At 43.1% G+C, this 25,110-nt stretch carries 28 protein-coding genes; 6 read left to right on the plus strand and 22 right to left on the minus strand.

The window, feature by feature from the left end; translation table 11 throughout:
* Nucleotides 1–7: 7 nt before the first annotated feature.
* The 20 genes from kynU to K1X84_05165 form a co-directional block, all read right to left on the minus strand.
* Nucleotides 8–1,273 (minus strand): kynureninase, encoded by a 1,266-nt coding sequence (gene kynU, locus K1X84_05070; protein MBX7150988.1) that lies wholly within the window; start codon nucleotides 1,271–1,273, stop codon nucleotides 8–10.
* Nucleotides 1,274–1,329: 56 nt separating this feature from the next.
* The gene (locus K1X84_05075) at nucleotides 1,330–2,145 is read right to left on the minus strand and encodes a cyclase family protein (GenBank protein ID MBX7150989.1); all 816 of its coding nucleotides are present in this window, start codon (nucleotides 2,143–2,145) and stop codon (nucleotides 1,330–1,332) included.
* Between the two features lie 13 nt (nucleotides 2,146–2,158).
* Nucleotides 2,159–3,169, minus strand: a complete 1,011-nt coding sequence (locus tag K1X84_05080; protein MBX7150990.1) for an amidohydrolase — start codon at nucleotides 3,167–3,169, stop codon at nucleotides 2,159–2,161.
* A gap of 10 nt (nucleotides 3,170–3,179) precedes the next feature.
* The gene (gene nbaC, locus K1X84_05085) at nucleotides 3,180–3,704 is read right to left on the minus strand and encodes a 3-hydroxyanthranilate 3,4-dioxygenase (protein MBX7150991.1); all 525 of its coding nucleotides are present in this window, start codon (nucleotides 3,702–3,704) and stop codon (nucleotides 3,180–3,182) included.
* A gap of 40 nt (nucleotides 3,705–3,744) precedes the next feature.
* Nucleotides 3,745–4,374 (minus strand): hypothetical protein, encoded by a 630-nt coding sequence (locus K1X84_05090; protein ID MBX7150992.1) that lies wholly within the window; start codon nucleotides 4,372–4,374, stop codon nucleotides 3,745–3,747.
* Nucleotides 4,375–4,377: 3 nt separating this feature from the next.
* Nucleotides 4,378–4,797 (minus strand): RidA family protein, encoded by a 420-nt coding sequence (locus tag K1X84_05095; protein MBX7150993.1) that lies wholly within the window; start codon nucleotides 4,795–4,797, stop codon nucleotides 4,378–4,380.
* Nucleotides 4,798–4,831: 34 nt separating this feature from the next.
* Complete coding sequence (locus K1X84_05100; GenBank protein ID MBX7150994.1) at nucleotides 4,832–5,773, minus strand: sulfatase; 942 nt, start codon at nucleotides 5,771–5,773, stop codon at nucleotides 4,832–4,834.
* Nucleotides 5,770–7,212, minus strand: coding sequence for an aldehyde dehydrogenase (locus K1X84_05105; protein ID MBX7150995.1), 1,443 nt, complete (start codon nucleotides 7,210–7,212; stop codon nucleotides 5,770–5,772). Before K1X84_05105 ends, K1X84_05100 begins: the two co-directional genes overlap by 4 nt.
* Before the next feature lie 2 nt (nucleotides 7,213–7,214).
* Nucleotides 7,215–7,793 (minus strand): hypothetical protein, encoded by a 579-nt coding sequence (locus K1X84_05110; GenBank protein ID MBX7150996.1) that lies wholly within the window; start codon nucleotides 7,791–7,793, stop codon nucleotides 7,215–7,217.
* On the minus strand, nucleotides 7,790–8,035 hold the full coding sequence (locus tag K1X84_05115) for a hypothetical protein (GenBank protein ID MBX7150997.1): 246 nt from the start codon (nucleotides 8,033–8,035) through the stop codon (nucleotides 7,790–7,792). The genes K1X84_05110 and K1X84_05115 overlap by 4 nt, the downstream gene beginning before the upstream one ends.
* A complete protein-coding gene (locus K1X84_05120; GenBank protein MBX7150998.1) occupies nucleotides 8,036–8,623 on the minus strand; it encodes a suppressor of fused domain protein in 588 nt (195 codons plus the stop codon).
* 23 nt (nucleotides 8,624–8,646) lie between these two features.
* Entirely contained in the window at nucleotides 8,647–9,435 is a 789-nt protein-coding gene (locus K1X84_05125) for an SDR family oxidoreductase (GenBank protein MBX7150999.1), read from the minus strand.
* 13 nt (nucleotides 9,436–9,448) lie between these two features.
* On the minus strand, nucleotides 9,449–10,543 hold the full coding sequence (locus K1X84_05130; protein MBX7151000.1) for a tryptophan 2,3-dioxygenase: 1,095 nt from the start codon (nucleotides 10,541–10,543) through the stop codon (nucleotides 9,449–9,451).
* Nucleotide 10,544: 1 nt separating this feature from the next.
* Nucleotides 10,545–10,997: a ribose 5-phosphate isomerase B gene (gene rpiB / locus K1X84_05135; protein MBX7151001.1), complete on the minus strand. Its 453-nt coding sequence runs from the start codon at nucleotides 10,995–10,997 to the stop codon at nucleotides 10,545–10,547.
* 110 nt (nucleotides 10,998–11,107) lie between these two features.
* On the minus strand, nucleotides 11,108–11,350 hold the full coding sequence (locus K1X84_05140; GenBank protein MBX7151002.1) for a ferredoxin family protein: 243 nt from the start codon (nucleotides 11,348–11,350) through the stop codon (nucleotides 11,108–11,110).
* A gap of 128 nt (nucleotides 11,351–11,478) precedes the next feature.
* The gene (locus K1X84_05145) at nucleotides 11,479–12,933 is read right to left on the minus strand and encodes an amino acid permease (protein MBX7151003.1); all 1,455 of its coding nucleotides are present in this window, start codon (nucleotides 12,931–12,933) and stop codon (nucleotides 11,479–11,481) included.
* A 398-nt stretch (nucleotides 12,934–13,331) separates the two neighbouring features.
* Complete coding sequence (locus K1X84_05150) at nucleotides 13,332–13,619, minus strand: hypothetical protein (protein ID MBX7151004.1); 288 nt, start codon at nucleotides 13,617–13,619, stop codon at nucleotides 13,332–13,334.
* Nucleotides 13,620–13,789: 170 nt separating this feature from the next.
* Nucleotides 13,790–14,086 (minus strand): hypothetical protein, encoded by a 297-nt coding sequence (locus K1X84_05155; protein ID MBX7151005.1) that lies wholly within the window; start codon nucleotides 14,084–14,086, stop codon nucleotides 13,790–13,792.
* Between the two features lie 114 nt (nucleotides 14,087–14,200).
* Nucleotides 14,201–14,557 (minus strand): hypothetical protein, encoded by a 357-nt coding sequence (locus K1X84_05160; GenBank protein ID MBX7151006.1) that lies wholly within the window; start codon nucleotides 14,555–14,557, stop codon nucleotides 14,201–14,203.
* 145 nt (nucleotides 14,558–14,702) lie between these two features.
* On the minus strand, nucleotides 14,703–14,921 hold the full coding sequence (locus tag K1X84_05165) for a zinc ribbon domain-containing protein (protein MBX7151007.1): 219 nt from the start codon (nucleotides 14,919–14,921) through the stop codon (nucleotides 14,703–14,705).
* A 168-nt stretch (nucleotides 14,922–15,089) separates the two neighbouring features.
* Here K1X84_05165 and lpdA point away from each other — a divergent pair, with 168 nt between their 5' ends.
* From lpdA to K1X84_05195, 6 genes are read left to right on the plus strand one after another with little or no spacing between them, the layout of a single operon-like run.
* Complete coding sequence (gene lpdA, locus K1X84_05170; GenBank protein ID MBX7151008.1) at nucleotides 15,090–16,490, plus strand: dihydrolipoyl dehydrogenase; 1,401 nt, start codon at nucleotides 15,090–15,092, stop codon at nucleotides 16,488–16,490.
* A gap of 21 nt (nucleotides 16,491–16,511) precedes the next feature.
* A complete protein-coding gene (yihA, locus tag K1X84_05175; protein MBX7151009.1) occupies nucleotides 16,512–17,102 on the plus strand; it encodes a ribosome biogenesis GTP-binding protein YihA/YsxC in 591 nt (196 codons plus the stop codon).
* A 13-nt stretch (nucleotides 17,103–17,115) separates the two neighbouring features.
* On the plus strand, nucleotides 17,116–18,519 hold the full coding sequence (locus tag K1X84_05180) for a GWxTD domain-containing protein (GenBank protein ID MBX7151010.1): 1,404 nt from the start codon (nucleotides 17,116–17,118) through the stop codon (nucleotides 18,517–18,519).
* A gap of 27 nt (nucleotides 18,520–18,546) precedes the next feature.
* Complete coding sequence (asnS, locus tag K1X84_05185) at nucleotides 18,547–19,851, plus strand: asparagine--tRNA ligase (GenBank protein ID MBX7151011.1); 1,305 nt, start codon at nucleotides 18,547–18,549, stop codon at nucleotides 19,849–19,851.
* Between the two features lie 21 nt (nucleotides 19,852–19,872).
* Nucleotides 19,873–20,907, plus strand: coding sequence for a hypothetical protein (locus K1X84_05190; protein ID MBX7151012.1), 1,035 nt, complete (start codon nucleotides 19,873–19,875; stop codon nucleotides 20,905–20,907).
* On the plus strand, nucleotides 20,889–21,458 hold the full coding sequence (locus K1X84_05195; protein ID MBX7151013.1) for a hypothetical protein: 570 nt from the start codon (nucleotides 20,889–20,891) through the stop codon (nucleotides 21,456–21,458). Before K1X84_05190 ends, K1X84_05195 begins: the two co-directional genes overlap by 19 nt.
* Here the strand turns inward: K1X84_05195 and K1X84_05200 are convergent.
* Together K1X84_05200 and K1X84_05205 are read right to left on the minus strand one after the other, a co-directional pair.
* Complete coding sequence (locus K1X84_05200; GenBank protein MBX7151014.1) at nucleotides 21,455–23,842, minus strand: endonuclease MutS2; 2,388 nt, start codon at nucleotides 23,840–23,842, stop codon at nucleotides 21,455–21,457. The genes K1X84_05195 and K1X84_05200 overlap by 4 nt on opposite strands.
* Nucleotides 23,843–23,865: 23 nt before the next feature.
* Complete coding sequence (locus tag K1X84_05205; GenBank protein MBX7151015.1) at nucleotides 23,866–25,110, minus strand: molybdopterin molybdotransferase MoeA; 1,245 nt, start codon at nucleotides 25,108–25,110, stop codon at nucleotides 23,866–23,868.

Raw genomic sequence — 25,110 nt, forward strand, 5'->3', positions numbered from 1 at the left:
CTGGAAATTAAATCGCTTCTCTCAGAATTTCAGAAAAGCGATAGACATCCATAAATGAATTATATAAAGGCGCTGGGGCAACGCGAACAACATCCGGTTCTCTCCAGTCACAGAATACGCCTCCATCGGTCAGCTTTTGATGAAATTTCTTTCCATTGCCATGTATTCTCAACGACAATTGATTACCTCTCTGTTTACGATCGGTTGGCGTGATGATCGTGATAAATTTACCGGCTATCTCGCGAATGATCGACTCGAGATAACCGGTCAGTAAATCGCCTTTAGCTCGAATATTTTCTATGCCTGCTTCATCAAAAATTTCCAGCGATGCATTGACGGCCGCCATCGAAAGAATCGGCGGATTACTCAACTGCCAGCCTTCAGCTCCCTCGATCGGCACGAAATCGGGACCCATGATAAATCTGGTTTTTTTATCGTGACCCCACCACCCAGCAAAACGCGGTAAGCTCGATTTACGCGCATACCGTTCGTGCACGAAACACCCGGCGATACTCCCAGGCCCTGAATTAAGATATTTGTACGAACACCACACGGCAAAATCCACGTCCCAATCGTGTAATTTCAAAACTAAATTGCCGGCTGCATGAGCAAGATCAAATCCAACCATGCATCCTTGCGCGTGTGCAGCTTTTGTAATTCGCTCGATGTCATAAGCCTGGCCTGAATAGTAATTAATACCGCCGATAAGAATGAGCGCAATATCTTTGCCTTTTTTTTCGATAAGCGCCTCGATATCATCGGTTCGGATAATATCTTCTCCGGATCGCGGGGCGATTTCAATAATCGCATCCTTAGGATCAAAATGATGAAACGCAATCTGCGATTGCACGGCATATTGATCGGATGGAAAAGCCGTGTGCTCCATCAATATTTTGTACCGCGTAGCTGTCGGGCGATAAAACGAAACCATCATTAAATGCAGATTAACCGTGAGTGAATTCATATTAACAACTTCGATCGGTTTCGCACCGACCAGGCGGGCGGTTTTTTCAGCCAAAAACTCATGATAAGGCAGCCACGGCCGTTTTGCATGAAAATGCCCTTCGACCGCAAGATTCTCCCAATCTTTAAGCTCCTGTTCAAGATGCATCCGAACATTTTTGGGCTGCAGTCCAAGCGAGTTCCCGCATAAATAAATACAATCATCGCCATTTTTCAATTTTGGTATATAAAACCGTTCTCTGAATTTTTTTAAAGGATCTTTCGAATCCATATCTTCGGCAAACGAGCGGCTTAGATCGAATTTGATCATAAAATTTATTTTTTTGGAATTGAAATTCTAAGAGCAACAATCCCCGTCTCTTGAATTTAAGATTTCACTTCATACAAGAATACCCTGCTCGGTGCGGCATCAGCGACAAAATTGGGGATCTGAATGTGCGCTAAATATGGCCCGTCAGGAATTTCATCCGGAACAAAAATCATTTCAGTAATCGTTTTGACTGAAGGCCCTTTGGGATCGACGTCGTGTGAGCCTTGAGGCGTTGCCCAAAAAATATGGTGGACACTCAATCGACCTTCATCAAAAGTTCTGTCAACCGAAGGAATATCCACCAATAAATGTTCCACACCTAACGAAACCAGATATTCCATAGCTTCGAGGGAAAAAAACGGTGGAGGCATCTCAAGATATTGGCGAGATCGTTTGGAAAGATCGTTAGGTAACGTACGGATGATCAATGCTTTTAGAAAATCCGGCGCTGCATTTTCTAAAACGTAAAAAAGAGACTTTGAAGTGATCAATCGGTCATCCGAAGACTTTTCCGGCGAATACGTTTCGAGTGAGTCGCTGGCTTTTTCAGGCGTAACGGTCACCAAGGTACCGGGAAAGAAAACATCCCGCAATATTTTGTGAATGGAAATACGTTCGTAAGCGATATGTCCGATACATTCCGTATGCGTCCCATTGCAATGTGGAATGATCCTATATTCTTCAAAATTGCAGCTGCCGCCGCGACGAACGTCACCGATAAATTGTCCGTCTTCATAAGCATTTGCAGATGCCGGCGGAACGTTGTAAGTATTCGGTTGCTCACCATTAAACTCTACAGGAATGGAAATATCAATCGGGTTGAGCAGATTAATTTCATACGAAAGCGATCCTAGCAGCGAACGAATTACCATAGAAATTTTCTGATTAAATGAAGCGTTCTTTTTTCAGGCCAAGCCATTCTAACGCCGTTTTATATAAAAGCTGTTCTTTAACGGATATCTCTAATGTATGCATGGATTCGATCAACTTGCCCGGGGTTTGTTCGCCCAGCGGGAAAGGATAATCCGAACCTAAGGCGATACGGTTGGCGCCAACCAAATCGATCAGGTATTGCAGCATCATTGGATCATGAACTAACGAATCAAGATAAAATTTTCCAAGATAGTGTCGCGGATTGACCGAGTTATCAATCGCACATAAATCGGGACGTACTTTGAATCCATGTTCAATGCGCCCGAATGTCGCAGGAAATGACCCGCCTCCGTGGGCAAAAGCTACTCGAAGCTTTGGCAATTTTTCAAAAATGCCTCCAAAAATCATTGAACAAATCGCCAGTGATGTTTCAGCCGGCATGCCCACAAGCCACGGTAACCAATATTTGGGCATTTTTTCTTTACCCATCATGTCCCACGGATGCACGAATACCGCTGCACCTAATTCAACGGCCGCTTCAAAAACCGGAAAGAGATGTTCGTCATTCAAATTCCAGTCATTGACGTGAGAGCCAATTTGAATTCCTGCCAATTTTAATTCAGTAACGCATCTTTCCAATTCCTTTACGGCCAATGCAGCATCTTGCATGGGAACGGTTCCCAGCCCAATGAAACGTTTCGGGAATTGCGCGACGATACCTGCAAGATGATCGTTCAACAGTTTTGACAAGTCCAAAGCATGTTCCGGCCTGGCCCAGTAACTGAACATCACCGGTACCGTCGATAGAACCTGCACGTGTACTTGATGCGAATCGCATTCGCGGATTCGTTCTTGCGGATCCCAGCTGTTGGATTGTATTTCACGGAACGTCTTGCCGTCGATCATCATACGCGCGCAACACGGTTTGTAATGATCGAGTTGTACGAAACCGCCGTAGCCGTATCGTTCTTTGAGATCGGGCCAATGTTCGGGAAGAATGTGTGTGTGTATGTCGATTTTCAAAAAAAAGATCCTATGACTTCAAAATCGGTCGTTCCATGCGTGTGCCGCATTTTTTGCAAGTGCTGTTAGCTTCATTGTTATAAAATCGTTCGAAAACCGGCGGCAATTGTGTGACAATATCGGTCAGATGAAAATATTCATCATACATTTTGGTACTGCATTTTTCACAATACCATTGCAACCCATCCAGTTCTTTTTCGTCGCGTTTACGTTCGATCACGAGACCGACCGTATTGGCCGGACGTTGAGGCGAATGAGGCGTACGCGGCGGCAAAAGAAATATGTCACCCTGATTGATCGGAATATCTACTTGCTTGCCGTCCTCAATGATTTTCAGAACCATGTTACCTTCAAGCTGATAGTAAAACTCTTCGCCCTCATTATAATGATAATCTTTGCGGGCATTCGGTCCGCCCACCACCATGATGATAAATTCCGTGTCTTTCCAAACAACCTGGTTGCCTACCGGCGGCTTGAGCAAATCGCGATGCTCGTCAATCCATTTCTTAAAATTAAAAGCCTGCAATTTTGCCATAACTTACCTCATACGTTATGTTAATCGGTTTTCAGAATTTTTATATATTTGAAAAATTATAATCAAACCATTGCTCCGGTGAATCGGCCGGAAGGTCGCCGCGCGACTTAGCCTGAATTTTTTCCTGAATATTCTCAAGAGAGCGCGATATCATCGAATGATTTAGGCACGTTCCATGTTCCCATCCAAGTTTCTCAGCCAAAGCCAAAATGCGTTCGGCGCCAAAACGCTTCATCAAAGCCGAATCCAAAGCTTCATGATAAATCAATACCGGCGAAGGCCAGTTGCCCATCGCCTCGCTGATCATCTGATCTTTTGAAGGAACAGGATAATATTCCGCAACAATTACTTTCGCTGATCGGACCGCATTACCGCTGGTCATCGAAGCAAACACATCGCTCATGGCTAACGCCAAATGATAATGCCCCTCCATCCAACGTTGTAAATCTATGGAAGAACGTAGCGGTGTATAAGTGATGGATTTTGCATCAAGGTGTTTTTTTATTACCTCAAAAGTCGTTTTGAAATGCGTTACGATCAAAATCGGTATTTGTGAATTTTGATCGACTATTACATCCGATACAATGCCTGAAATTTTTTCGTCCTGCGTCCGCCAGACTTTGGTATCTTGAATCTTAGCTGATTTCTTTTTGTTAAACAATCCAAACATGGCTTACTCAATCGTTGCGATTACTTTGAGTTCAATAGCAATGGGCGTCGGAAGCGCATTGACTTCGACGGTCGTACGGCATGGCCGGTTGTCTTTGAAGTATTCGGCATAAACGCGATTATAAGTCTGAAAATCTTTTTTCATATTTGTCAAAAAAACTGTCACATCTACGATTTGATTCCAACTTGATCCGGCATCTTCAAGAATTACACGAATATTTTTGAAGACGGAATGACACTGCGCTTCAATATCGTACGAAAGGATGTTACCTTGATCGTCCAACTCAATGCCGGGAATTTTTTTCGTTCCCCGCTCACGTGGTCCCACACCTGATAGAAATAATAAATTACCAACGCGGCGCGCATGAGGATACAAACCGACAGGTTCAGGTGCCCTGGAAGATTCAATAATTTTAGAACTCATGCATGAACAATCTGTAATTTAAAATCTAAAATAATTATTTAAATAATGCATCAATTCTATTTCCATTTGCTCCTTCAAGCGTAAATCTGAGTAAAGACGCGATCGTTACTGCTAAATCAATTTGCGAATAACGATCAATGACAATGCGATCCTGATCGAATTCAGGTCCGTACGCATACAATGCTATATGACGGCAACCAGGACAGGAATCACCGTGCGATACAAACCCATCCGAAAGGCTGTCCAAATGCCGTCCATGATCGTGGGTGACAAAAAGCGCCGTATGATTGGCATATATCGGATCATTATTGATAAACTTCCATACCGTAAATGCTGCACGATCGCCGTCGCGAATCCCTTTAATATAAGCATCCCAATTTCCGTCATGAGCGCTGACGTCCGGCTCTTTGAAATGAATTAAAGTCAATTTCGGATGATATGTATTGAGAACATCTAAAGCTCGCGCCAACGTCAACGAATCTGCACGATTACTTGAACCAAGTCCTGAAACACCGCAATCATGTGCCGGACGAAATTGATGTTGCCACGTGGAATCTTTGCAATCAGTCAGCACTTCCAATTTATGTTTGCTTGCAATAACCCACGTCGCTGTCGAATCGACGCTCTTAGATTTACGAAAATATTGAAATACCGACGGATGATCCGGAAGTTCTTCACCAAAATTGTTGATCTCTTGATAAAACCCCGTCAACATTGCCGTATGGCCGGCCGTCGTTTCCGTAGCACCATCGTTATAAAAATTTGTCAAAAGAACGCCGGCCGATAACATACTGTCTTTAATAAATGGCATTAAGTTTCCGGCCGAATCGCCCCATGTCTCTGAAAACCTCGGACCATCAATGATCACGACAATCACATTTTCAGTAACGTCGGTGACAAGATCTGTATTATCTGAATCCCGGCATTGGTCTAATAGACACATTCCGGCAATAAGACTACCAATCAGCCATTTCATAATTTCACACAAATATTTTTAGGTTCTGTAAAAAATCGCAGGGCTTCCCAGCCGCCTTCGCGGCCAACACCGGAATTTTTCATCCCGCCAAACGGCGTGCGTAAATCGCGTAACATCCAACAATTAATCCAAACAATTCCCGTCTTCACTAAATTGGCCACCCTATGCGCACGGGTAAGATTTTCTGTCCAAATAATTGAAGCCAGCCCGTACGAAGTTCCATTAGCCATCGTCACCGCTTGTTCTTCCGAATCAAATGGCATGATGGTCGCAACCGGACCGAATATTTCTTCCTGATTAGTTCGGCATTCGTACGATAATCCATCGATCACAGTCGGTGCGATAAACCATCCGTTTTGACAACGCCCGCTCAATTTGACCATTTCTCCACCACATCGAATTTTTCCACCTTCTTTTTTTGCGAGATCAATGTAAAATAAAATTTTATCCATGTGCTGTTTTGAAACGATCGCTCCTTGTTGTGTATCCTCCGATAACGGATCGCCGACTTTCAGCGAACGAGCACGTTCGGTAAAATCATGCAGGAATCGGTCATAAATGGAACGTTCAACCAAAATACGCGATCCGCAGAGACAAATTTCACCTTGATTGGAAAACGAAGACCGTACAGTTGTTTCCAACATCTCATTATAGTTACAATCGGCAAAAATGATGTTTGGATTTTTTCCGCCTAGTTCAAGCGACAGCTTCTTGAACATTGGCGCCGCAATTCTGGCGATTTCAGCTCCGGTTTTTGTTCCACCGGTAAACGAAATGGCGGTAATTTTCGGATGTTTGGAAATTGCGTCACCCACTTTTGGCCCGAGTCCATGCACGATATTCAATACACCGGCAGGCAATCTCGCTTCTCCACAAATATCAGACAACATATACGCCGTCATCGGAGTAATTTCGGAAGGTTTTGCTACCACGCAATTCCCCGCGGCCAAAGCAGGAGCAATTTTCCAGGTAAATAAATAGAGCGGAAGATTCCAGGGAGAAATGCATCCTACCACTCCAATTGGCGCGCGAACCGTGTAATTGACAGCGCGGTTTTCCATGACGTGAGACTCGCTGGCGAAATGCATGATGCCCGTTGCAAAAAAATGAAAATTGCTTGAAGCACGAGGGATATCTACCGTTCGGGCAAGGTTCACCGGTTTTCCCTGATCGACGCTTTCAGCTTGTGCAAGCTTTTCTATATTCTTATCAATCATCTCGCTGATACGCATAAGAATTCGTGAACGCTGTTCTATGGGCATAACCGACCAAACCGAAAAAGCTTTTTCAGCCGACGATACAGCCGCAGCTACATCATGTTCATCTGAGTCGGGAATTAGTGAATACACCTCGCCTGTAGCCGGATTGTAATTATCCAGATAGCGCCTGCTGGCAGGTTCAACGAATTGGCCGTCGATGTAATTAAGAATTTTAATCATAATTATCTTTCATACTCTGCAAAAGCTTTGTCCAGCAGAGATTTCACATCTAAACTTTCGGACCATTTTTTAAGGTAGGCAACATCCATTGAGTTCTGTTGGACTTTTAAAATTCCAATGATATCATTCCATTGCCTTTCCGAAATTTCGCCGCCCATTTTATACCAAAGTAATTTATTCAACAAGATATCTTCAACTGATCCTACAAAAAAAATAGCATTGGAGTCACTAAATAAAGTGTCCTTTTTTTTTCGTTCAAATGCAGATCGATCATAAGTATTTTTTGGAATAAAAATATCAATTTTGACCATAGTTTCGAGATGAACTAAATTGAAAGAAGAACATGTATTGATAGCCTGCAGCATGGTCTCTAAGTCAAAATAATATTTCTGATGCAAACGTTCTGCAAACTGACTTGCAGCCGATTCTGAAAAATCGGCTATGATGTCGACATCTAAAGTTGCGCGCGCGATTCCATAGATCGAGCTTGCGATTGAACCGCCAATATAATATGCAATTCCGAGTTCATCTAAGGCTGTTACAACCGGTGTGAGTGCAATTTCAATTTCAGATTGATTCATTCGTTAGTAAAATACGACCGAAGTTTATCCGCTAAGTGTTTTCCATAATGATATTCGGCAAATAACAATTTTTGCTCGACTTCATTTAGTTCAGGATGTTGACGCGCAATGGCTCTTTTAGACAATCGGATGACTAAACTTGATAAGGAACATGCCATTTCACATCGCCTGGAAATCGAAGCTTTCCTGATGAGTTCAACTTGAATCTGTTCAGCCGCTGAATGTGTATCGGAAGGAAGCATTTAATTTTGTCTATCCTTAAATATATCCACGCCTTGATCATACATGCGATCCAACAGAACTCCAATTCCTGCTTCAATTGATAATTTTTTTTCTGCAGTCGTAATAGGAATAAGATTTAGCAATTTTACAGTCAAATCATTATACATCAACTGGTCCCACCCGCCTTTTTTAAAGGCCGGATGAAAAATAACGGACTCGCAATTAGAAAATTGAGGAATTAAACCAACGTCAGGCAACAAATGCCAATAATCAAAATAATTGTTTTTCAAAAAAGGCCATGTGGCAATATTCGCCAAAAAAGTCGCCACATCGGACTCTGATTGTTCACTCAAACTCCCGCGAATGGTCCAATGAATTTCGCATCGATGCGGACACCCGTTCATCGCTTTCTCAGCCATACCCATCGTTGAGAACGTCGTCATAGGAATTTCTATTGTCGGGCGCCAAACAAAAATATCAAGATAATCCAAAACAGGTTTATTAATAGCTGAGTGTGAATCAAATCGAAAATGGATGTCAGGTTCTCCGTAATGAGCGACGTGTTCATCAAAAACAAATCGCATCAGTTCGGATGGTTCTATAATCATAAGTTGTTAATCAAAATTCTTTCTTACAAACATCCGGTGCGTCCGCCGTCGACGGGGATATTAATTCCGTTAATATAGGATGCAAATGGCGACGCCAGAAATACGGCGGCGTATGCCAGGTCTTCGGCTAAACCTAATCGCGCCGCGGGAATTTCTTCAATCATTTCTTTCAAAATATCTTCTTCACTGCGTCCCGACTGTTTCGCTTTATTTGCAACAAGACTGGTTAAACGTTGTGTTTTTGTCGCGCCCGGTAAGAGATTGTTGACTGTAATACCGAATGGAGCTACTTCAACAGATAAGGTTTTGGACCAATTGGCCACTGCGCCGCGGATCGTGTTGGAAACGCCCAAACCGCGAATAGGTTGTTTAACCGAAGTCGAAATAATATTGATAATGCGTCCGTAACGTTCATTTTTCATTCCCGTCAGAACGGCTTGAACTAAAATTTGATTGCAAATTAAATGTTGTTCAAAAGTCTTAAGAAAGGCTTCCGTTGATGCTTCAGTAAGCGCTCCGCCTGACGGGCCTCCTGTGTTATTTACTAAAATATGAATCGGTGACGCCTGCTTTAAAAAACCACTAATGGAAGTTTTGAGCTCAGTCGGCTTACTGAAGTCGGCGATAATATAAGCATGACGTTGTCCGCGGCTCGTATCGAGTTCATTGCAAACCGTTCGTAGCGAATCTTCGTTACGGGCAACGAGCGTGACATTGGCTCCTGATTTCGCCATTTGAACCGCAATCGCTTTACCGATTCCCTGCGTACTCCCACCCACTAACGCGTTTTTATTATCCAGTTTAATTTCCATTCACACCTGCCAATCACTTCTGTCCGTAATAAAAGCCCAGATTTTTTTCAATGTCTGCCGGTAATTGCGGCAAAGCCGACCTTGGAATTAAAAATGTCGAAAGATTGAATAAGTCGGTAAATACTTTATGTTGTTCCGTCGTAATGCGCAAATAGTCATGCCCGGACGAACCGCCCGTTCCGATTTTAGTTCCGATCATACGATGAACCATTAACGTATGTCTGTAACGCCAGGTGGTAAATAATTCGTCGATGTCGATAAGCGCCGTCAAAAATTTGAACGGCAAATGCAAAATCGGCTGGTCACGGTAAAGGCAAATGAGCAATGCAGCCTGTGTCGCCCGATGAGACAGTCGTCGAAATCCATCCTTTACTAACTGTTCGTGTTTGGTCGCATCGAACACGGCTTCGAAATTTTCGCGAGTTTTTTCAAGTTGTTTGATCTGTTCGGTTTTTTCATTTTCAGAAAGCCCGGGATGATTTTCGATGGTTTTACGATCATTGTCCAACATGGAATCTACAGCGGCCCTATACGAATTCCAAAAATTGAAATTTTTAAATTCCAAAAAAGGCGTCCGTTCAAGCCATTTTTCAACCAAATCAAACAACGACACTGCTTCCTCCGATTTCCGGATCAATGTCTGGTGTTCTTTCGATAAACGAGTATGATAAGCAAATTGATTGTACATTTTCCGCTGAGCCGGTTTTAAACCCAACAAATTTTCAATCAGACGGAACTGTACGCTCTGAAATCCCGACGCCGGCATCAGAATGTCGCGGAAATCGAGGAAATCCAGCGGCGTCATCGTTTCGAGAATACGTAATTGATCGATCAGTAATTTTTGAATTTCAGTAACACGCTGCAGGCGCGCCACGGCAATACCGATATTTTTTTCATCAACCGTTTTCTTTTCAAAACATTCCACTACGGAATTAAGCTCGTGCAAAATTTGTTTAAACCACAACTCATATGCCTGATGGACAATGATAAATAACATTTCATCGTGCGCGTGCATATCGTATTCATCGCTTTTCGGCAATTGTGCGGAAAGCAACTGATCGAGTTTTAAATAATCGGAATAATAAACGGGCGGAAAAGGCTTCTGCATCTTATTTTCCAAAATGTTCCTCGAATGATTTTACTTTATTAAGCCGACGAACGTGGCGCTCGGCATTGGAAAACTTCGCTCTCAAAAACGATTCAGTAATTTCCACGGCAATATTCGGCCCGATAATACGCGCACCTAAAGTCAATACATTCATATCGTCGTCCTCCACGCCTTGATGCGCAGAAAAAGTATCGTGGCATAATCCTGCCCGAATACCCTTGAATTTATTGGCCGCCACCGTCGCACCAACGCCGCTGCCGCAAATAATTATGCCGCGTTGCGCGCTGCCCTTTAAAACTTCTTGTGCTACCGCAGCGGCATAATCCGGATAATCCGCCGCCTCGGTGCTGTGCGTGCCAAGATCTACCACTTGGTGACCGGCTTTTTTCACCGTTTCAATGATCGTTTGCTTCAACGGGAATCCGCCGTGATCGCATCCGACTGCAATGGTCATAATTGTAACCTTCAAAGATTAGAACAATGTGATGAAAATATTTCAGAAAGGGTATAAACAAAAAAAGGCTCTGATAAGCATCGGAGCCTTTTTTATACGTGATATGACATTTATTGCTTGAACATGTCAGCGTTTTTCTGAGTAAAATGTTTCCATTTGTCCGGAACATTTTCAGCCGCAAAAATCGCTTCGACCGGGCATTCCGGTTCGCAGGCGCCGCAATCAATACACTCATCCGGGTGTATATATAATTGATCCCATCCCTCAGAATCATAAATGCAATCGACCGGGCAGACTTTAACACAAGCCGTATCCTTGACGCCGATACAAGGTTCACAGATAACGTAGGCCATGACGTGCTCCTAATTTTTAGTAATGATGGACTATGTGTTTTCCCAATTCCTAAGCCATTCAAATCGAAAAAAACTTACTGAATCTCACTCCAATAGTCAAGCAGAATTTGAGCCAAACTGTCCAACATTTACTGTGCGCCGGAGTTCATTTGAGCACGGATCCGGCTATGATGACGACTGTAAAAAAAATAAATTGCAAAACCGATAAGCATCCAGATGATAAGCCGGAGCCATGTATCGACCGGCAAAGCAATCATCTGAGCAAGAGAAATGAGTGCACCTAAAATCGGTACCAATGGAACCCAAGGCGTTCTGAATGGCCGCTCAAGATCCGGACGTGTCTTTCTCAATACTAAAATGCCAACGCAAACGATCGTAAAAGCCAACAAAGTCCCGATCGATACGAGTTCACCCAAAATGCCGATAGGAAAAAGTCCGGCTACAAACATAGCAACCGTGCCGGTCAAAATCGTTGCGACATAGGGCGTACGAAATGTGGGATGAACATTCGAAAAAGCCTTAGGCAAAAGTCCGTCTTGCGACATCGAAAAGAAAATTCTCGGTTGTCCCATAAGCATGACGAGTACGACCGAACTTAATCCGGCAATGGCGCCCAGTTTGATGAAGGGACGCAGCCAAAAAAGCCCATCGCCCGTCGCATCGACACCAACGGCAATCGGATCCGGCACTAACAGTTGTTTATAACTGACGATGCCCGTTAACACCAACGCGACTAAAATGTATAGTACTGTCGAAACCCCTAATGAACCTAAGATTCCAATAGGCATATCTTTTTGGGGGTTTTTGGCCTCCTGCGCCGCAGTCGATACCGCGTCGAATCCAATGTATGCAAAAAAGATTACCCCGGCTCCTCGTAAAATTCCACTCCATCCAAATTGCCCAAATTCACCGGTATTAGGTGGAATGAAGGGATCCCAATTGGCTGCGACGACAAATCCAAATCCGAAAATGATAAACAGTAAAATGACAATGATCTTTAAGGCCACCACAAGATTATTAAATCCGGCAGTTTCCCGGATGCCTATTACCAAGAGCGTTGTCATCAAAGCGACCACGAACATTGCGGGTAAATTCATGAACGCCCCGGTCGTTTGCCACCCTGTATTCGGATCATGAATGAAAGGAGCGTTGGAAAGATAACCAGGAATCACAATCCCGAAATCTCTCATAAAGCTCACGACATATCCTGACCATCCTACAGCCACTGTCGAAGCGCTGAAAAGATATTCAAGAATCAAATCCCAGCCGATCACCCATGCCAGGAATTCGCCCATCGTCGCATAGGCATACGTATACGCGCTTCCTGCGACTGGAATCATCGACGCAAATTCCGCATAACAAAGACCTGCAAAAGCGCAGGCCAAACCCGAAACGATGAAGGACAAAACAATTGCCGGACCGGCATATTGTGCCGCCGCTTGCCCCGTTAAAACAAAAATCCCGGCGCCAATGATAGCGCCAATACCTAAAGCCGCCAGATTGGTCGGGCCCAGTGTACGTTTCAATCCGTGTTCGCTATCCGATGCCTGTTTCATCAGGTCCTGAATCGATTTAGTTACCATAATTTTACCGTAAGTTTGAATGAAGGAATAAAAGTGGAACGGAACCAAAGCAATTTAGCCCCGCAGCACCAAACTGGATCGTGCCGGATAAATATTCGACTTTTGCATATAAGAATCAACGGTTAAGGCTTGGAATCAAGTTCTTCCAATAAACGATCGTATTCTTGTTCCCGCAGAGAATGCATCTGCGCTAACCGATCTTCGTACGATTTCGCTGCTGAAACGGCCATTAAGGAATGCTCAGAAAACGACTCCGAGTGACCCAATAGACATCCACAAATCTGGACGATCATTATCACCCCAATTATTACTTTAAACATACTCCTCCACAAGGATTAGGGTTATAAAAAACCGGCGGAAAGGTTCATTTCCGCCGGAATTCAGTGCCAAGGTAACGGTCAATAAGAAGGAAAATAGCGTTTAAAAAGTACATCGGTAAGACCGGTCGCTTCTTTGCTGTCAGGCTTAATCTTGCGTTTGTTGAATTCATTATCGATAACTTCCATCGCATCCTTCCACTCCGGCATCGGATCGATTTTGGCCAGAAATTGGTTGAATTCATTCGTATTACCGCCAAAAAGTTTTTTAATAGCCCGATCACGTTTTTCAGACCAATCCGGATCGGATTCAAAAAGCTCTTTGGTAGAAATCAGATTTTTTTTGATTTCATTTTGCATAATGGACATACCAATACCTCCTTAAGGTTTATGATTTAGGGTTTTGTTTTTCAGTTTTGTATGATTTAATGATCAATTGAACAAAAGTAGCGACTACGGCTACAATTAAACCAATGACCACAAATAAGGTCAGCCAATCTGTTGACTTCGCCATAGAACCTCTTTTGGGTTTAAAAAAATCATTTAAAATATTTTTTAACAAGCACGATCACAAAAAACATGATACATCCGATAACGCTTCCTATGATAACCGAATCCAGCAAACGATAATGTTCCGTTGCTTTAAATAGCACGTATGGAATTCCCATTACCGGAAGCAACAAAGCCAGCCAAACAGGCCAACGGGCTCCAGAATACCGAAGGTGATGCGTCAAAACCGGCCTGTCATAATCATGACTTTCAAACATATCCACATTGGAACGATGACTGATGGCAATACCGCACGAACTACACGCATCGGTATCCATCGAGATCATGTTTCCACATCGATGACAAAACATATTGCCTCCACAGATTAAAAATTAATGGAAAGCAACAATCACTCTGCACAATAAGTGCAAAATGTCAGCTAGAATGATGTAAGAAAATGATTAAGAAAGAAGAAAAGAGGGAGGCGCACGTAAGGATGGGGTATCGCCAAGAATAAAAGTGTGTATAATGAGGGATTTATAAATGAACCTGAAAGTTTTATACGATAGTTGGCCGCAATGCCAATTCGGAGGAGCATTGAACTTAAATTTCTGGTTCGACCATTGGGTAGTCAGATCTTCTTTTTGGGAACTGATGAAAAAGTGATCGTAGGTATGATCAAAGCTGATATAGTTAATGTCCGCGAGAGGAGAGGTCGGTTTCAGCGATGCTTCGGAAGCAGCGTAGACCTGGTTCACGCCAACCCAAAGAAAAAAACCTAAAAACAGGCCGCTAAAATGTTTGAATCGGATTTTCATGTTAGGCTAACGTACATAAGGTGCCAGGCAAAATCAAGCATATTTATTATAAATTTTTCAAAAAAACCACAAATACACAATTGGGTGATTGTATCCTTTATAAAAAATCCCTAATTGCGGAGAACTGGGTTATACGGATTGAACATCAGTGATGACAACCGCAAGAAGGACCGCATCCGCCGCCTGACATTACCGGTAATGCGTTTCCAGATTTAGTTTCAGCCGCAAAAACAGATAATAATTTTTCAGCCTTTTTGGCATGACAATGCGGACATTCAACATCGGTAATCGAAATGTGGGAAGTCGAAAATAATTCCTGAAAAACTGCCTCACATTGCTGGCAACGAAATTCATAAATGGGCATACAACCTCTCGATAAAGCCTTACCAATCAATAGGAAAAAGCAATTGATTATTACGGCTTATTTTAATAGTTTCACCACCTGTCCAATCATCAGCGACATGGCGGTTATGTTCAATTGGAACACGAGAAATTATTATAAAAATATCACCTAATCAAGAGGTATTCATCGATGGAAACGAAACAGTTTGATGTTATTGTGTTGGGCGGCGGACCCGGAGGATATGTTGCAGCGATTCGGGCAGCGCAATTGGGTTTTAAGACGGCTGTCATCGAACGTGACAAAATCGGAGGTATCTGCGTCAACTGGGGATGTATTCCTACCAAAGCGCTTCTCAAAAACGCCGAAATCTATGAAACACTTCATCACGCTAAAGATTGGGGATATTCGTTTGATAATCTGAAATTCGATTTCAAGCAAATCATCAAACGTAGCCGCGACGTTGCCGATGCGAATTCCAAAGGCGGCGATTATCTGATGAAAAAAAATAAAATCGAAGTGATCAAAGGTGCGGGAAAATTTTTGGATAAAAATACGCTCAGTATAAGCGATGCTTCCGGAAAAGAGACCACCCATGCTAAAGCGAAGCACATTATTATCGCGACCGGTGCTCGGGCGCGCATGTTGCCCAATTTAAAAGCCGATGGAAAACGTATTTTAACCAGCACCGAAGCCATGGTTGCTCAGGAAGTCCCGAAATCCATCGTTATTATCGGAGCAGGCGCGATCGGTATTGAATTCGCCTACTTCTTTAATGCTTTCGGCTCCAAAGTCACCATTATTGAAATGTTGCCCAATATTTTGCCTGTCGAAGATGAGGAAGTTTCACAAGCATTATCAAAGATTTTTGTCAAAAAAGGTATGCAGATTTTCACCGAAACCAAGGTTGAAAAAGTTGACGTCGCAGCCAATAACGTCAAGGTAACCGTTTCCGGTAAGGATGGACAGAAAACCATCGAAGCCGATCAATGTCTGGTCGCCATTGGCGTTCAGGGTAACATCGAAAATATTGGCCTCGAAAAAGTCGGTGTGACCGCCGAAAAAGGCTGGATCAAAGTAGACAAATTTTATAAGACCAATGTGGATGGCATCTATGCCATTGGAGATATTATCGGTCCGCCATGGCTGGCACACGTGGCTTCGCACGAAGGAATTTTGTGCGTCGAAAAAATTGCCGGCAAAGATGTTCATCCCATGGATTACAACAGCATTCCGGGCTGTACGTATTGCCAGCCGCAGGTTGCCAGTATCGGGCTCACAGAGAAAAAAGCCAAAGAAATGGGCCACCAAGTTAAAGTCGGTCGTTTTCCATTTACGGCCAGCGGTAAAGCACGCGCGATCCAGGAACGCGACGGATTTGTCAAAGTGATTTTCGATGCTAAATACGGCGAATTACTCGGGGCGCACATTCTCGGCTCGGAAGCAACCGAAATGATCGCGGAATTCGGCGTGGCCAAATCCATGGAAGCAACTTACAAAGAAATCGGCCATACGATTCATGCGCACCCGACATTGTCCGAAGCCATGATGGAAGCGGCTCTAGACGCTTACGGCGAAGCCGTACACATTTAAAACTAATGAAACGGTTCGAACGTGAGGATTGATGCGGTTGAGTTCATTGGAAGTTTCTACAAAATAGAACAGATTCCGGTTGACGATTTTCCGGAATTGCCGGTTTTCGGGCGATCCAATGTTGGAAAATCGTCGGTGATCAATTGCCTGACTTCCAGAAAGATTGCGCTAGTAAGTAAAACGCCCGGGAAAACGCAGAGTCTGAATTATTACAAAATCAATGAGCGCTTTTATCTTGTCGACGTACCCGGATTCGGCTATGCGAAAGTAAAACAGAATCTGCGTGAATCGTGGAGGCGAGTCATTGAAGCTTGGTTAACCCACAGCGAGAAAATCCCGGCGGTCATTCAAATCGTCGACGCACGCCATGAAGCCCAAACGGCTGATTTACAATTGGCTGAATGGCTTCATCACCATCGCCTGTCATTTATTGTAATTGCCAATAAAATCGATCAGATAAAGCGTCAGAATTTGACGGCAACGATACAAAAGTTTGAGAAAGTTTTCAGCACGACCGTTTATCCTTTTTCAGCTAAAACGGAATCCGGAAAAAAAGAATTACTTCAATGGTTATATACAATTGTTTATGAAAACTACCATTCCTCTAATTGAACCGGGAGGTTCTATGTTCAAAGGATTCATTCTATTTTTCACACTATTAACGGCTACGGTCGTCGCCGGCAATAAAAATCAAAGTGAAGGCCGGCTAGCCTATTACGTGGATTATTCCTGTTTCAAATTATTGAATCAGAGCGATCAGACGTATGTCCAGCTTCATTTTTTTATGAACAGAAATACCCTGACCTTTGTTCCAAAAGATAACGACAGTACTTTAAAAGCCGGTTATGTCGTCACTGTTTTATTTACGGATATTAAAAATAACAGCAACCGCGTCGACCGCAATTGGAATACCGTTATTGACGATAAAATCACAGTACAAGATACGGCGAAAGAAGTACCGTTGATTTTTGAATATTATATGACGCTCAAACCCGGCAATTATACCATGCAGATACAAATCCGCGACATCAACGACACGTCGTCAATCGGCACTTATTCAGATATCATTGGCGTTCCGGATTATGATGATAAAGAGCTGACGTTGAGTCATATTGAATTGGCCAGCCAGATTATTAAGGGCGGCAATCCCGAGGAAATGTTCGTCAAAAACGGCATGACGATTTTTCCCAATCCTTCAAAATTTTTCGGAACCAATCTCCCAAGACTTTTTATTTATGCTGAATTGTATAATCTGGAAAATAAACCGAATGAACCGAATAATTCGTATACGGTCGAATATATTATCACGGATGAGGCCGGCAGCGTCGTCAAAGAATTTCCTGCAAAGACTTACAATAAGGTCGATCGTTCGGCGGTCATTTTACATTCGCTGAATATTATTTCGCTTGCAACAGGCCGGTATTATCTGATGGTGCGGGCAACCGATAACGCAACGAAGAAGATCACGCAGAGTAAAGAATTCTTCGTAGTATTCCGCGAAGGTGAATCCCTTGCAGAACTTTCAGGTGAAGTTTCATTTTTTAGCGACCTGGATGAGCAAGGAGCCCAAAAAGCAGAACATATCATTTCGTATATCGCCAACAAAGATGAAGTAAAGGCCTTTAAACAATTGGATCTGGAAGGCAAGAAAAACTTCCTCGACCGTTTCTGGAAAGAACGCGATCCGTCACCGGGAACGCGCACTAACGAAACGCTCATGGATTATTATAAACGTTATGAAGAAGCCAATCAGCGATTTGGTTCCCCCAACCGCCCCGGCTGGAAGTCAGACATGGGAAGGGTGTACGTTACGTACGGCGTACCGGCGCAGATCGAAAAACACGAATTCGAATCCAACAGCGTGCCTTATCAGGTATGGTATTATTTACAACTCAAAGATCAACCTACTCAGACAATATTTATTTTTGCCGATCGTGATGGAACAGGGCAGAATTATTTGATCCATTCCAATGCGCGCGGTGAATATAATAATCCTAATTGGCAGCAAGATATTCGAAAAGATTTTTAATTCAACTTTATATTAAAAGAGGATGGAATGCGTAACCGGATTTATATTGAAAATATTTTTCATCATGAAATAGCGGATGGGACGGAAGTTACACTCAAAGGATGGCTGTACAATAAACGTTCCAGTGGCAAATTAGTATTCCTGTTATTACGCGACGGTACGGGCACTATTCAATGCACCGTTTACAAACCTACCGTCGGTGACGATATGTTCAGCTCGGCTGATAAAATTGCTCAGGAATCGTCTGTATCAATTACAGGTAATATCCATAAAGATGAGCGCGCACCCGGCGGTTATGAAATTCAGGTCAGTCGTGTCGAATTGATTCATCAGGCTGTGGATTATCCCATCACGCCTAAGGAACACGGACCCGAATTTCTGATGGATAATCGCCATTTGTGGCTGCGGTCTAAAAATCAACATGCGATTATGCGCATTCGCCATACGGTCATCAAAGCGATCCGTGATTTTTTTGACGGCCGTGGATTTACGTTGATTGATACGCCGATTTTTACACCGGCCGCATGCGAAGGCACGACAACTTTATTTGAGACCGAGTATTTTGAGAGCAAAGCCTATCTGGCTCAAAGCGGTCAATTGTATGCTGAAGCCGGCGCAATGGCATTAGGGAAAGTTTACTGTTTCGGCCCGACATTTCGTGCTGAAAAATCCAAAACCCGCCGCCATTTGACGGAATTCTGGATGGTTGAACCGGAAGTGGCGTTTAATGATTTGTATGATAATATGGAACTGGCTGAAGACTTTCTTGAATATATCGTACAAACGGTTTTACGAGAACGTGCGCAAGAGTTAAACATTCTGGAACGCGATACGTCTAAGCTTGTAAATGTCAAAGCGCCATTTCCCCGCGTGCATTATGAGGAAGCAGTCAAGATCATTCATGATTCCGGCCTGACGTTTGAATCAGGTAATGATTTTGGCGCACCGGATGAGGCTGCGATTTCGGCAAAATTTGACCGTCCTGTTATTGTTCACCATTATCCCGCAGCCGTCAAAGCATTCTATATGAAACGTGATCCGAACCAGCCCGATAAAGCTTTGGCTATGGACATTCTGGCTCCGGAAGGTTATGGAGAAATTGTCGGCGGCAGCCAGCGTGAAGATGATTACGATACCCTGCTTAAGCGTATTAAAGAACATCATCTCCCACCTGAAGCTTTTGATTGGTATTTAGACCTTCGTCGGTACGGTTCAGTACCGCATGCCGGCTTTGGGCTCGGCGTTGAACGAACTATTACTTGGATCTGCGGCATTCAGCATTTACGCGAAGCGATCGCATTCCCGCGGATGATTCATAGATTGAAACCTTAACAAATTGACAGGAGTTACTTGATGAAATGGTTTGAAGCCAGGATAGTCATATTATTGGTTGTCGCCGCAATGTTTTATTCAGCTTGCGATGGCGATACAGTCACTATCAAATATATTGATCTGACAAATAGTCAATTGGACATTCTGTTTGTTTCCGAATCAGAAGGAAAGCAACAGATTTATGCCGTTCAGGACACCGCGTTAGATGCTATCTACAATATCAGTAGAGCTTATGGTCAATGGGGAATTCTTGATCCCTCTTGGTCCACAGACGGACGGAAATTTGCATACACCGATCTAGTTGTTGTTACAAGTTCGTATACACCCTTCCATACTAATATTTATATCCGTAATTTGGATATGGATTCATCGCGTTACGATTCATTAAATTTACGCCGGGTAACGACTGATCCCTACATAATAGATAGCAATGGAATTGCCTATGGTACTTTAAACTTGAGACCGGATTGGAATTCCTCAATTCAAAAAATCGTTTTCATTTCAGATCGAATTAACAATAAATTTAATATCTTCAGCATTAACATCACGGATTCACTCACTGGGGATACAGGCTCTATTGCTCCATTAACAATAGAAGACGATAAAATAGATATTTATTGTTTTCCCTCTTATTCCCCTGATGGCTCAAAAATAGTTTATAGTTCAAGAAAAGATGGCAGCGAAGAAATATGGAAAATGGATGCCGATGGTTCCAATAAAACTCAGCTTACATTTAATAATTCATCTTTGAACAGGCGTCCCCGCTTTTCGCCGGACGGCAATCATATTTCGTTCTATTCAACATTGTGGAAAAATGGTATTGATAGTTTACAAGTTTTTACGATGGATGCTAATGGGGGAAATTTAGATACCATTACATCGTTCGGTAATAATTACGATCCCGCGTGGTCGCCGGACGGCACGAAACTTATTTATGCCAAACGAACTTCTTTATCAAAAAGTTACATTTATATTATCAATACTGATGGTAGCGGCGAAACCCGTCTGATCAGTGATAGACGGGCGTATTATCCCGTATGGCGAATGAAGCCTTAGCATTTATGCCAAGTCTTACGGAAAGCAAAAGTAAAAGCTTCAAAAAAGAAATGATCCGTATACTCGATCAATTCTTACGCGGATACATTTCAGCTCAAGAACTCAAGAAATCGGCGGTTCCAATGCTAATGGTTTCTGCCAATAAAAAAGGACGGAAAAATTATATTGAAAAATATTTGATGGATATAGCGGGAAAGCCCGATGCAGAATTAACCCGGAATTATATTTTTGGTATTCGCGAAAATATTGCCGGAGAACAAATCGTCTCGCCAAAGAACCGTAAACTTCTTCTCAGACGCTCATTGAGGAAACTCATTGAGCGTTTGTTGTTTGATGAAATCGATAATGAATATTTTTTGTCAATGTTATTTGATCTAGCCGTTGATTTTCATGATCAGGTCAACACGGAACCTGAAATAAAATTTTTTATTGAAACCATTCATAATCAGACGCGGCAATCGGCGGCTTCTGCTTCCAAAAAAATAGAAGCCGTTATAGAATCGATCTCATCGTTTTATGAAAATTATTACAAAGGCCTGTGGGATGATTAATCTTCCGTTAGCTCTACGATTGTGACCCCTGTATCCCCTTCCCCCCATTGTCCTAAACGGTAACTACGCACCCGGTGGTTTTTCTTCAGATATTCGGCTATTTTTTTTCGCAAAACGCCGCCACCCTTGCCATGAATCAACGCAATCTGACGAAATCCCATTACATGTGCGTCGGAAATATATTTATCCGCCTGATAAATAGCTTCTTCTGTTGTCATTCCTCTCAGATCAATTTCATTGCCAATATCTTCGGTATCCCAGCGAACATGCTCTCTCAATAACTCTTTTTTCTGTTTTTGCTCTTTGGACTTAACAAGCTGATTCACTGTCGCTTTAATTTTTAAATTACCGATAGCAACCAATACATGTCCCGATTCATCAGCTTCCGCGATGATTGTTCCGTCCAAACCCATCGATTTAAGAAACACCCGCTCATTCATTTTTCCTTCGGCCGGTACTTCAGATTCGTCAGGAAGATCCTTCAATCTTTCCAATTCATCCGATGTTTTTTGATTTTCATCTCCAATGAGTTTTTTTGCGGTTTGGATTTCTTCTTTACCGGCTTGCGAAGCTTTGATTGACTGAATTGCAGCTTCAATCTTTTTATTCAGATTATCAATAAGTTCGCGTTTCTCCAAAAGCGCCTTTTGTTTAAGTTCTTTTTCACGTTTTTTCAGTTCACCGGCGCGTTGGTCATAAAATTTTGTCAGCCCTTCTAATCGGGTTTTTTCACGCTCAATATCCGACAGTTTTTGATCGTAGATACGGGTTTGGTGTTGCAGATCTTGAATAAGGTTTTCAAGACGCTGTGATTCACTGCCGGAAATTACTTTGGCTTGTTCAATGACTTTGCTATCAAGTCCCATACGTGTGGAAATTTCAAACGCATAACTGCTTCCCGGAATACCGGCGCGAAAAACATACGTCGGCTGCAGTGTCGCCTGGTCAAATTCCATCGATCCGTTATGAATGCCTTCCGTATTGTGCGCAAACGCTTTAAGGGCGCCATGATGAGTCGTGATGATTGAAATAGCTTTGCAACTGTTAAAACGTCCAAGTATAGCGATGGCCAGCGACGCGCCTTCCTTGGGATCCGTTCCACTGCCCATTTCGTCAATCAAAATCAATGTCCGTTCGTTGACGCGATCGACCATATTGGAAAGATTGCGAACGTGCGACGAGAAAGTCGAAAGATCATTTTCAATGGATTGTTCATCACCGATATCGGCAAACACTTGATCGAAAACGCTCACGTGCGTTCCCGGTTCCACCGGAATCAAAAGACCTGCCTGTACCATTAAAACCAGAAGTCCGACGGTTTTGAGCGCGACCGTCTTTCCTCCTGCGTTCGGTCCCGATATGATCAATGTTCGGTAATCATCTCCGATACTAAGATTCAATGGAATGATGGGATGGCGTTCGCCAGGCAATTTATATTGTTCTTTGAGTAACAAAAGCGGGTGCAAAGCATTTTTAAAAACAATTTTCCCATCGACATTTAAATGCGGTTTGACACCGTTAATTTGGTTGGTGAACCGTGCTTTGACGTACAGAAATTCTATCTCCGCTAATACCGAACTGTCCGCTTGCAATTCTGAAAGCGACATTCGGATTTCATTGGTGATCTCCGTCAGAATCCTCTCGATTTCATGCGTCTCTTCCAATCCAAGCTTGCGTAATTCGTTGTTCAATTCTAACGCTTCCGCAGGTTCGATAAACACCGTCTGACCGCTGGCTGAAGCATCGTGAATAAAACCTCGCACAGTATTTTTGTATTCATCTTTGACTGGAATCACCATTCTTCCGTCCCGCACAGTGACGATCTCATCCTGAGCATAACCTTCTTTGGTATACGTGCGCGCAAGGCTTTCTAATTTCTTTCGGAGTTGCAAAGTTTTTTGATCCAGATCGCGGCGGATTTGCCGTAACTTCGGACTCGCCGTGTCGCGGATAGCGCCCTGCTCATCAATTGTTCGCTGAATGCGCTCTTCAACGGCGGGATAACTGTGGAGTACGTCCGTTATTTTGAATAAAAGCGGATATTTTTCAATCCGGTTTTTGATATAACTTTTTATGCGCCGGGATGACGTAATGGTCAGTAAGAGCTGCAGCAGTTCTGCAGGATTTAAGAATCGGCCTTCAACAGAAATTTTTTTAAGTAACGGACGAGCATCTTTGAGTTCATCAATCGGGAAAGTATCATCGTATTTTAAAATATCATGCATCTCGACAAGTGTATCAAGCAAAGATTCTATCAAATCAAGTTTCGGATTGGGAAAAAGACTGTTTACTTTTTCCTCCGACATTGCTGTCAGAACAAATCGTGATAGATGCTCTTTGATTTTTTCAAATTCGAGCGTAGTAATGCTAAATTGTTTTTCCATTGGAGATCTATTGGGACTGTTTGTCAATCCGTTGACAACGACATCAACTTCAATAACTTTTCTTTATCCAGTACCACAACTTCTACTGTTTCACCCTCGTTGACATTATCCCGGCTTTCTGCCAAATCAATCAAACCGTCAGCATAGGATAGTGATGATAAAACGCCGGAACTTTGATTGCCTGTCAATTCGACTTCAAAGCCTTTTTCGCTCTTTGAAATTTTTGCTCTTAAAAAATGGCGTAATCCCGGTTTTTTGTTAATGCCGTGCTTGCATCGAGCGTGAATGATCAGCGGCGAATAATTCAGCCCCATCATCTTATACAATGCCGGAACGACATACAATTCAAAACAAACTATTGAACTTACTGGATTACCCGGTAAACCAAAAAATAATTGACTGCCTTTGGTTCCAAAAACAAGCGGTTTACCCGGCTTTTGTCTGACTTTCCAAAATTTGATTTCGATACCAAGACGTTGAAACGTTTCGCGAACAAAATCATATTCGCCCATGGACACGCCGCCGGACGTGAGAATAACATCGTATTCTATAGCTCGGGTCAATTGCCTCTCCGTATCTTCCGGCGTGTCACGAGCAATTCCAAGATCGAACGGAATAACGCCATGGTGCAACAACAACGATTGCAAAGCAACGTTATTGCTGGAGCGGATTTTTCCAGAAGTTAAAGGTTCATCGACGCCAATCAATTCATTACCGGTTGATACAATCGCCACACGCGGCTTACGCCAAACCATTACTTCCTTCCGTCCAATCGACGCCAATACTCCGGTATCGTACGATTTAAGCCGTCGTCCTTTTTCAAAAACTAATTGGCCTTTCTGAATATCGTCACCGGCAAAACGGCAATGTTCATGTTTGGCTACCGACAAAAAAACTTTGACAGAACCACTATCAAGTTTTTCAGTATGTTCAACCATGACAACGGCATCGGCGCCTGGCGGTAACGGCGCACCCGTCATGATTTGGACGGCCTCATTAGAACCGACCGTATGGTGAGATGTTGTCCCAGCCTGGACCTCATCGATCACTTTCAAAATGACGGGCTGATCATGCGATGCATTTTGCACATCTTCCGAACGTACGGCATAACCATCCATAGCCGAATTATCAAATGGTGGAATCGCTTCAGTGGATACGATGTCTTCAGCCAGTACGAATCCGGCTGCTTCTGCCGAAGCATGTTTAACCAGGCTTAAAACTGCAGCCGATTGAAGAATGATGGATCGGGCTTCGTCGACGGAAATCAT

The organism is bacterium (genome assembly GCA_019695335.1).
In the GTDB taxonomy this organism is placed as follows: domain Bacteria; phylum CLD3; class CLD3; order SB21; family SB21; genus JABWBZ01.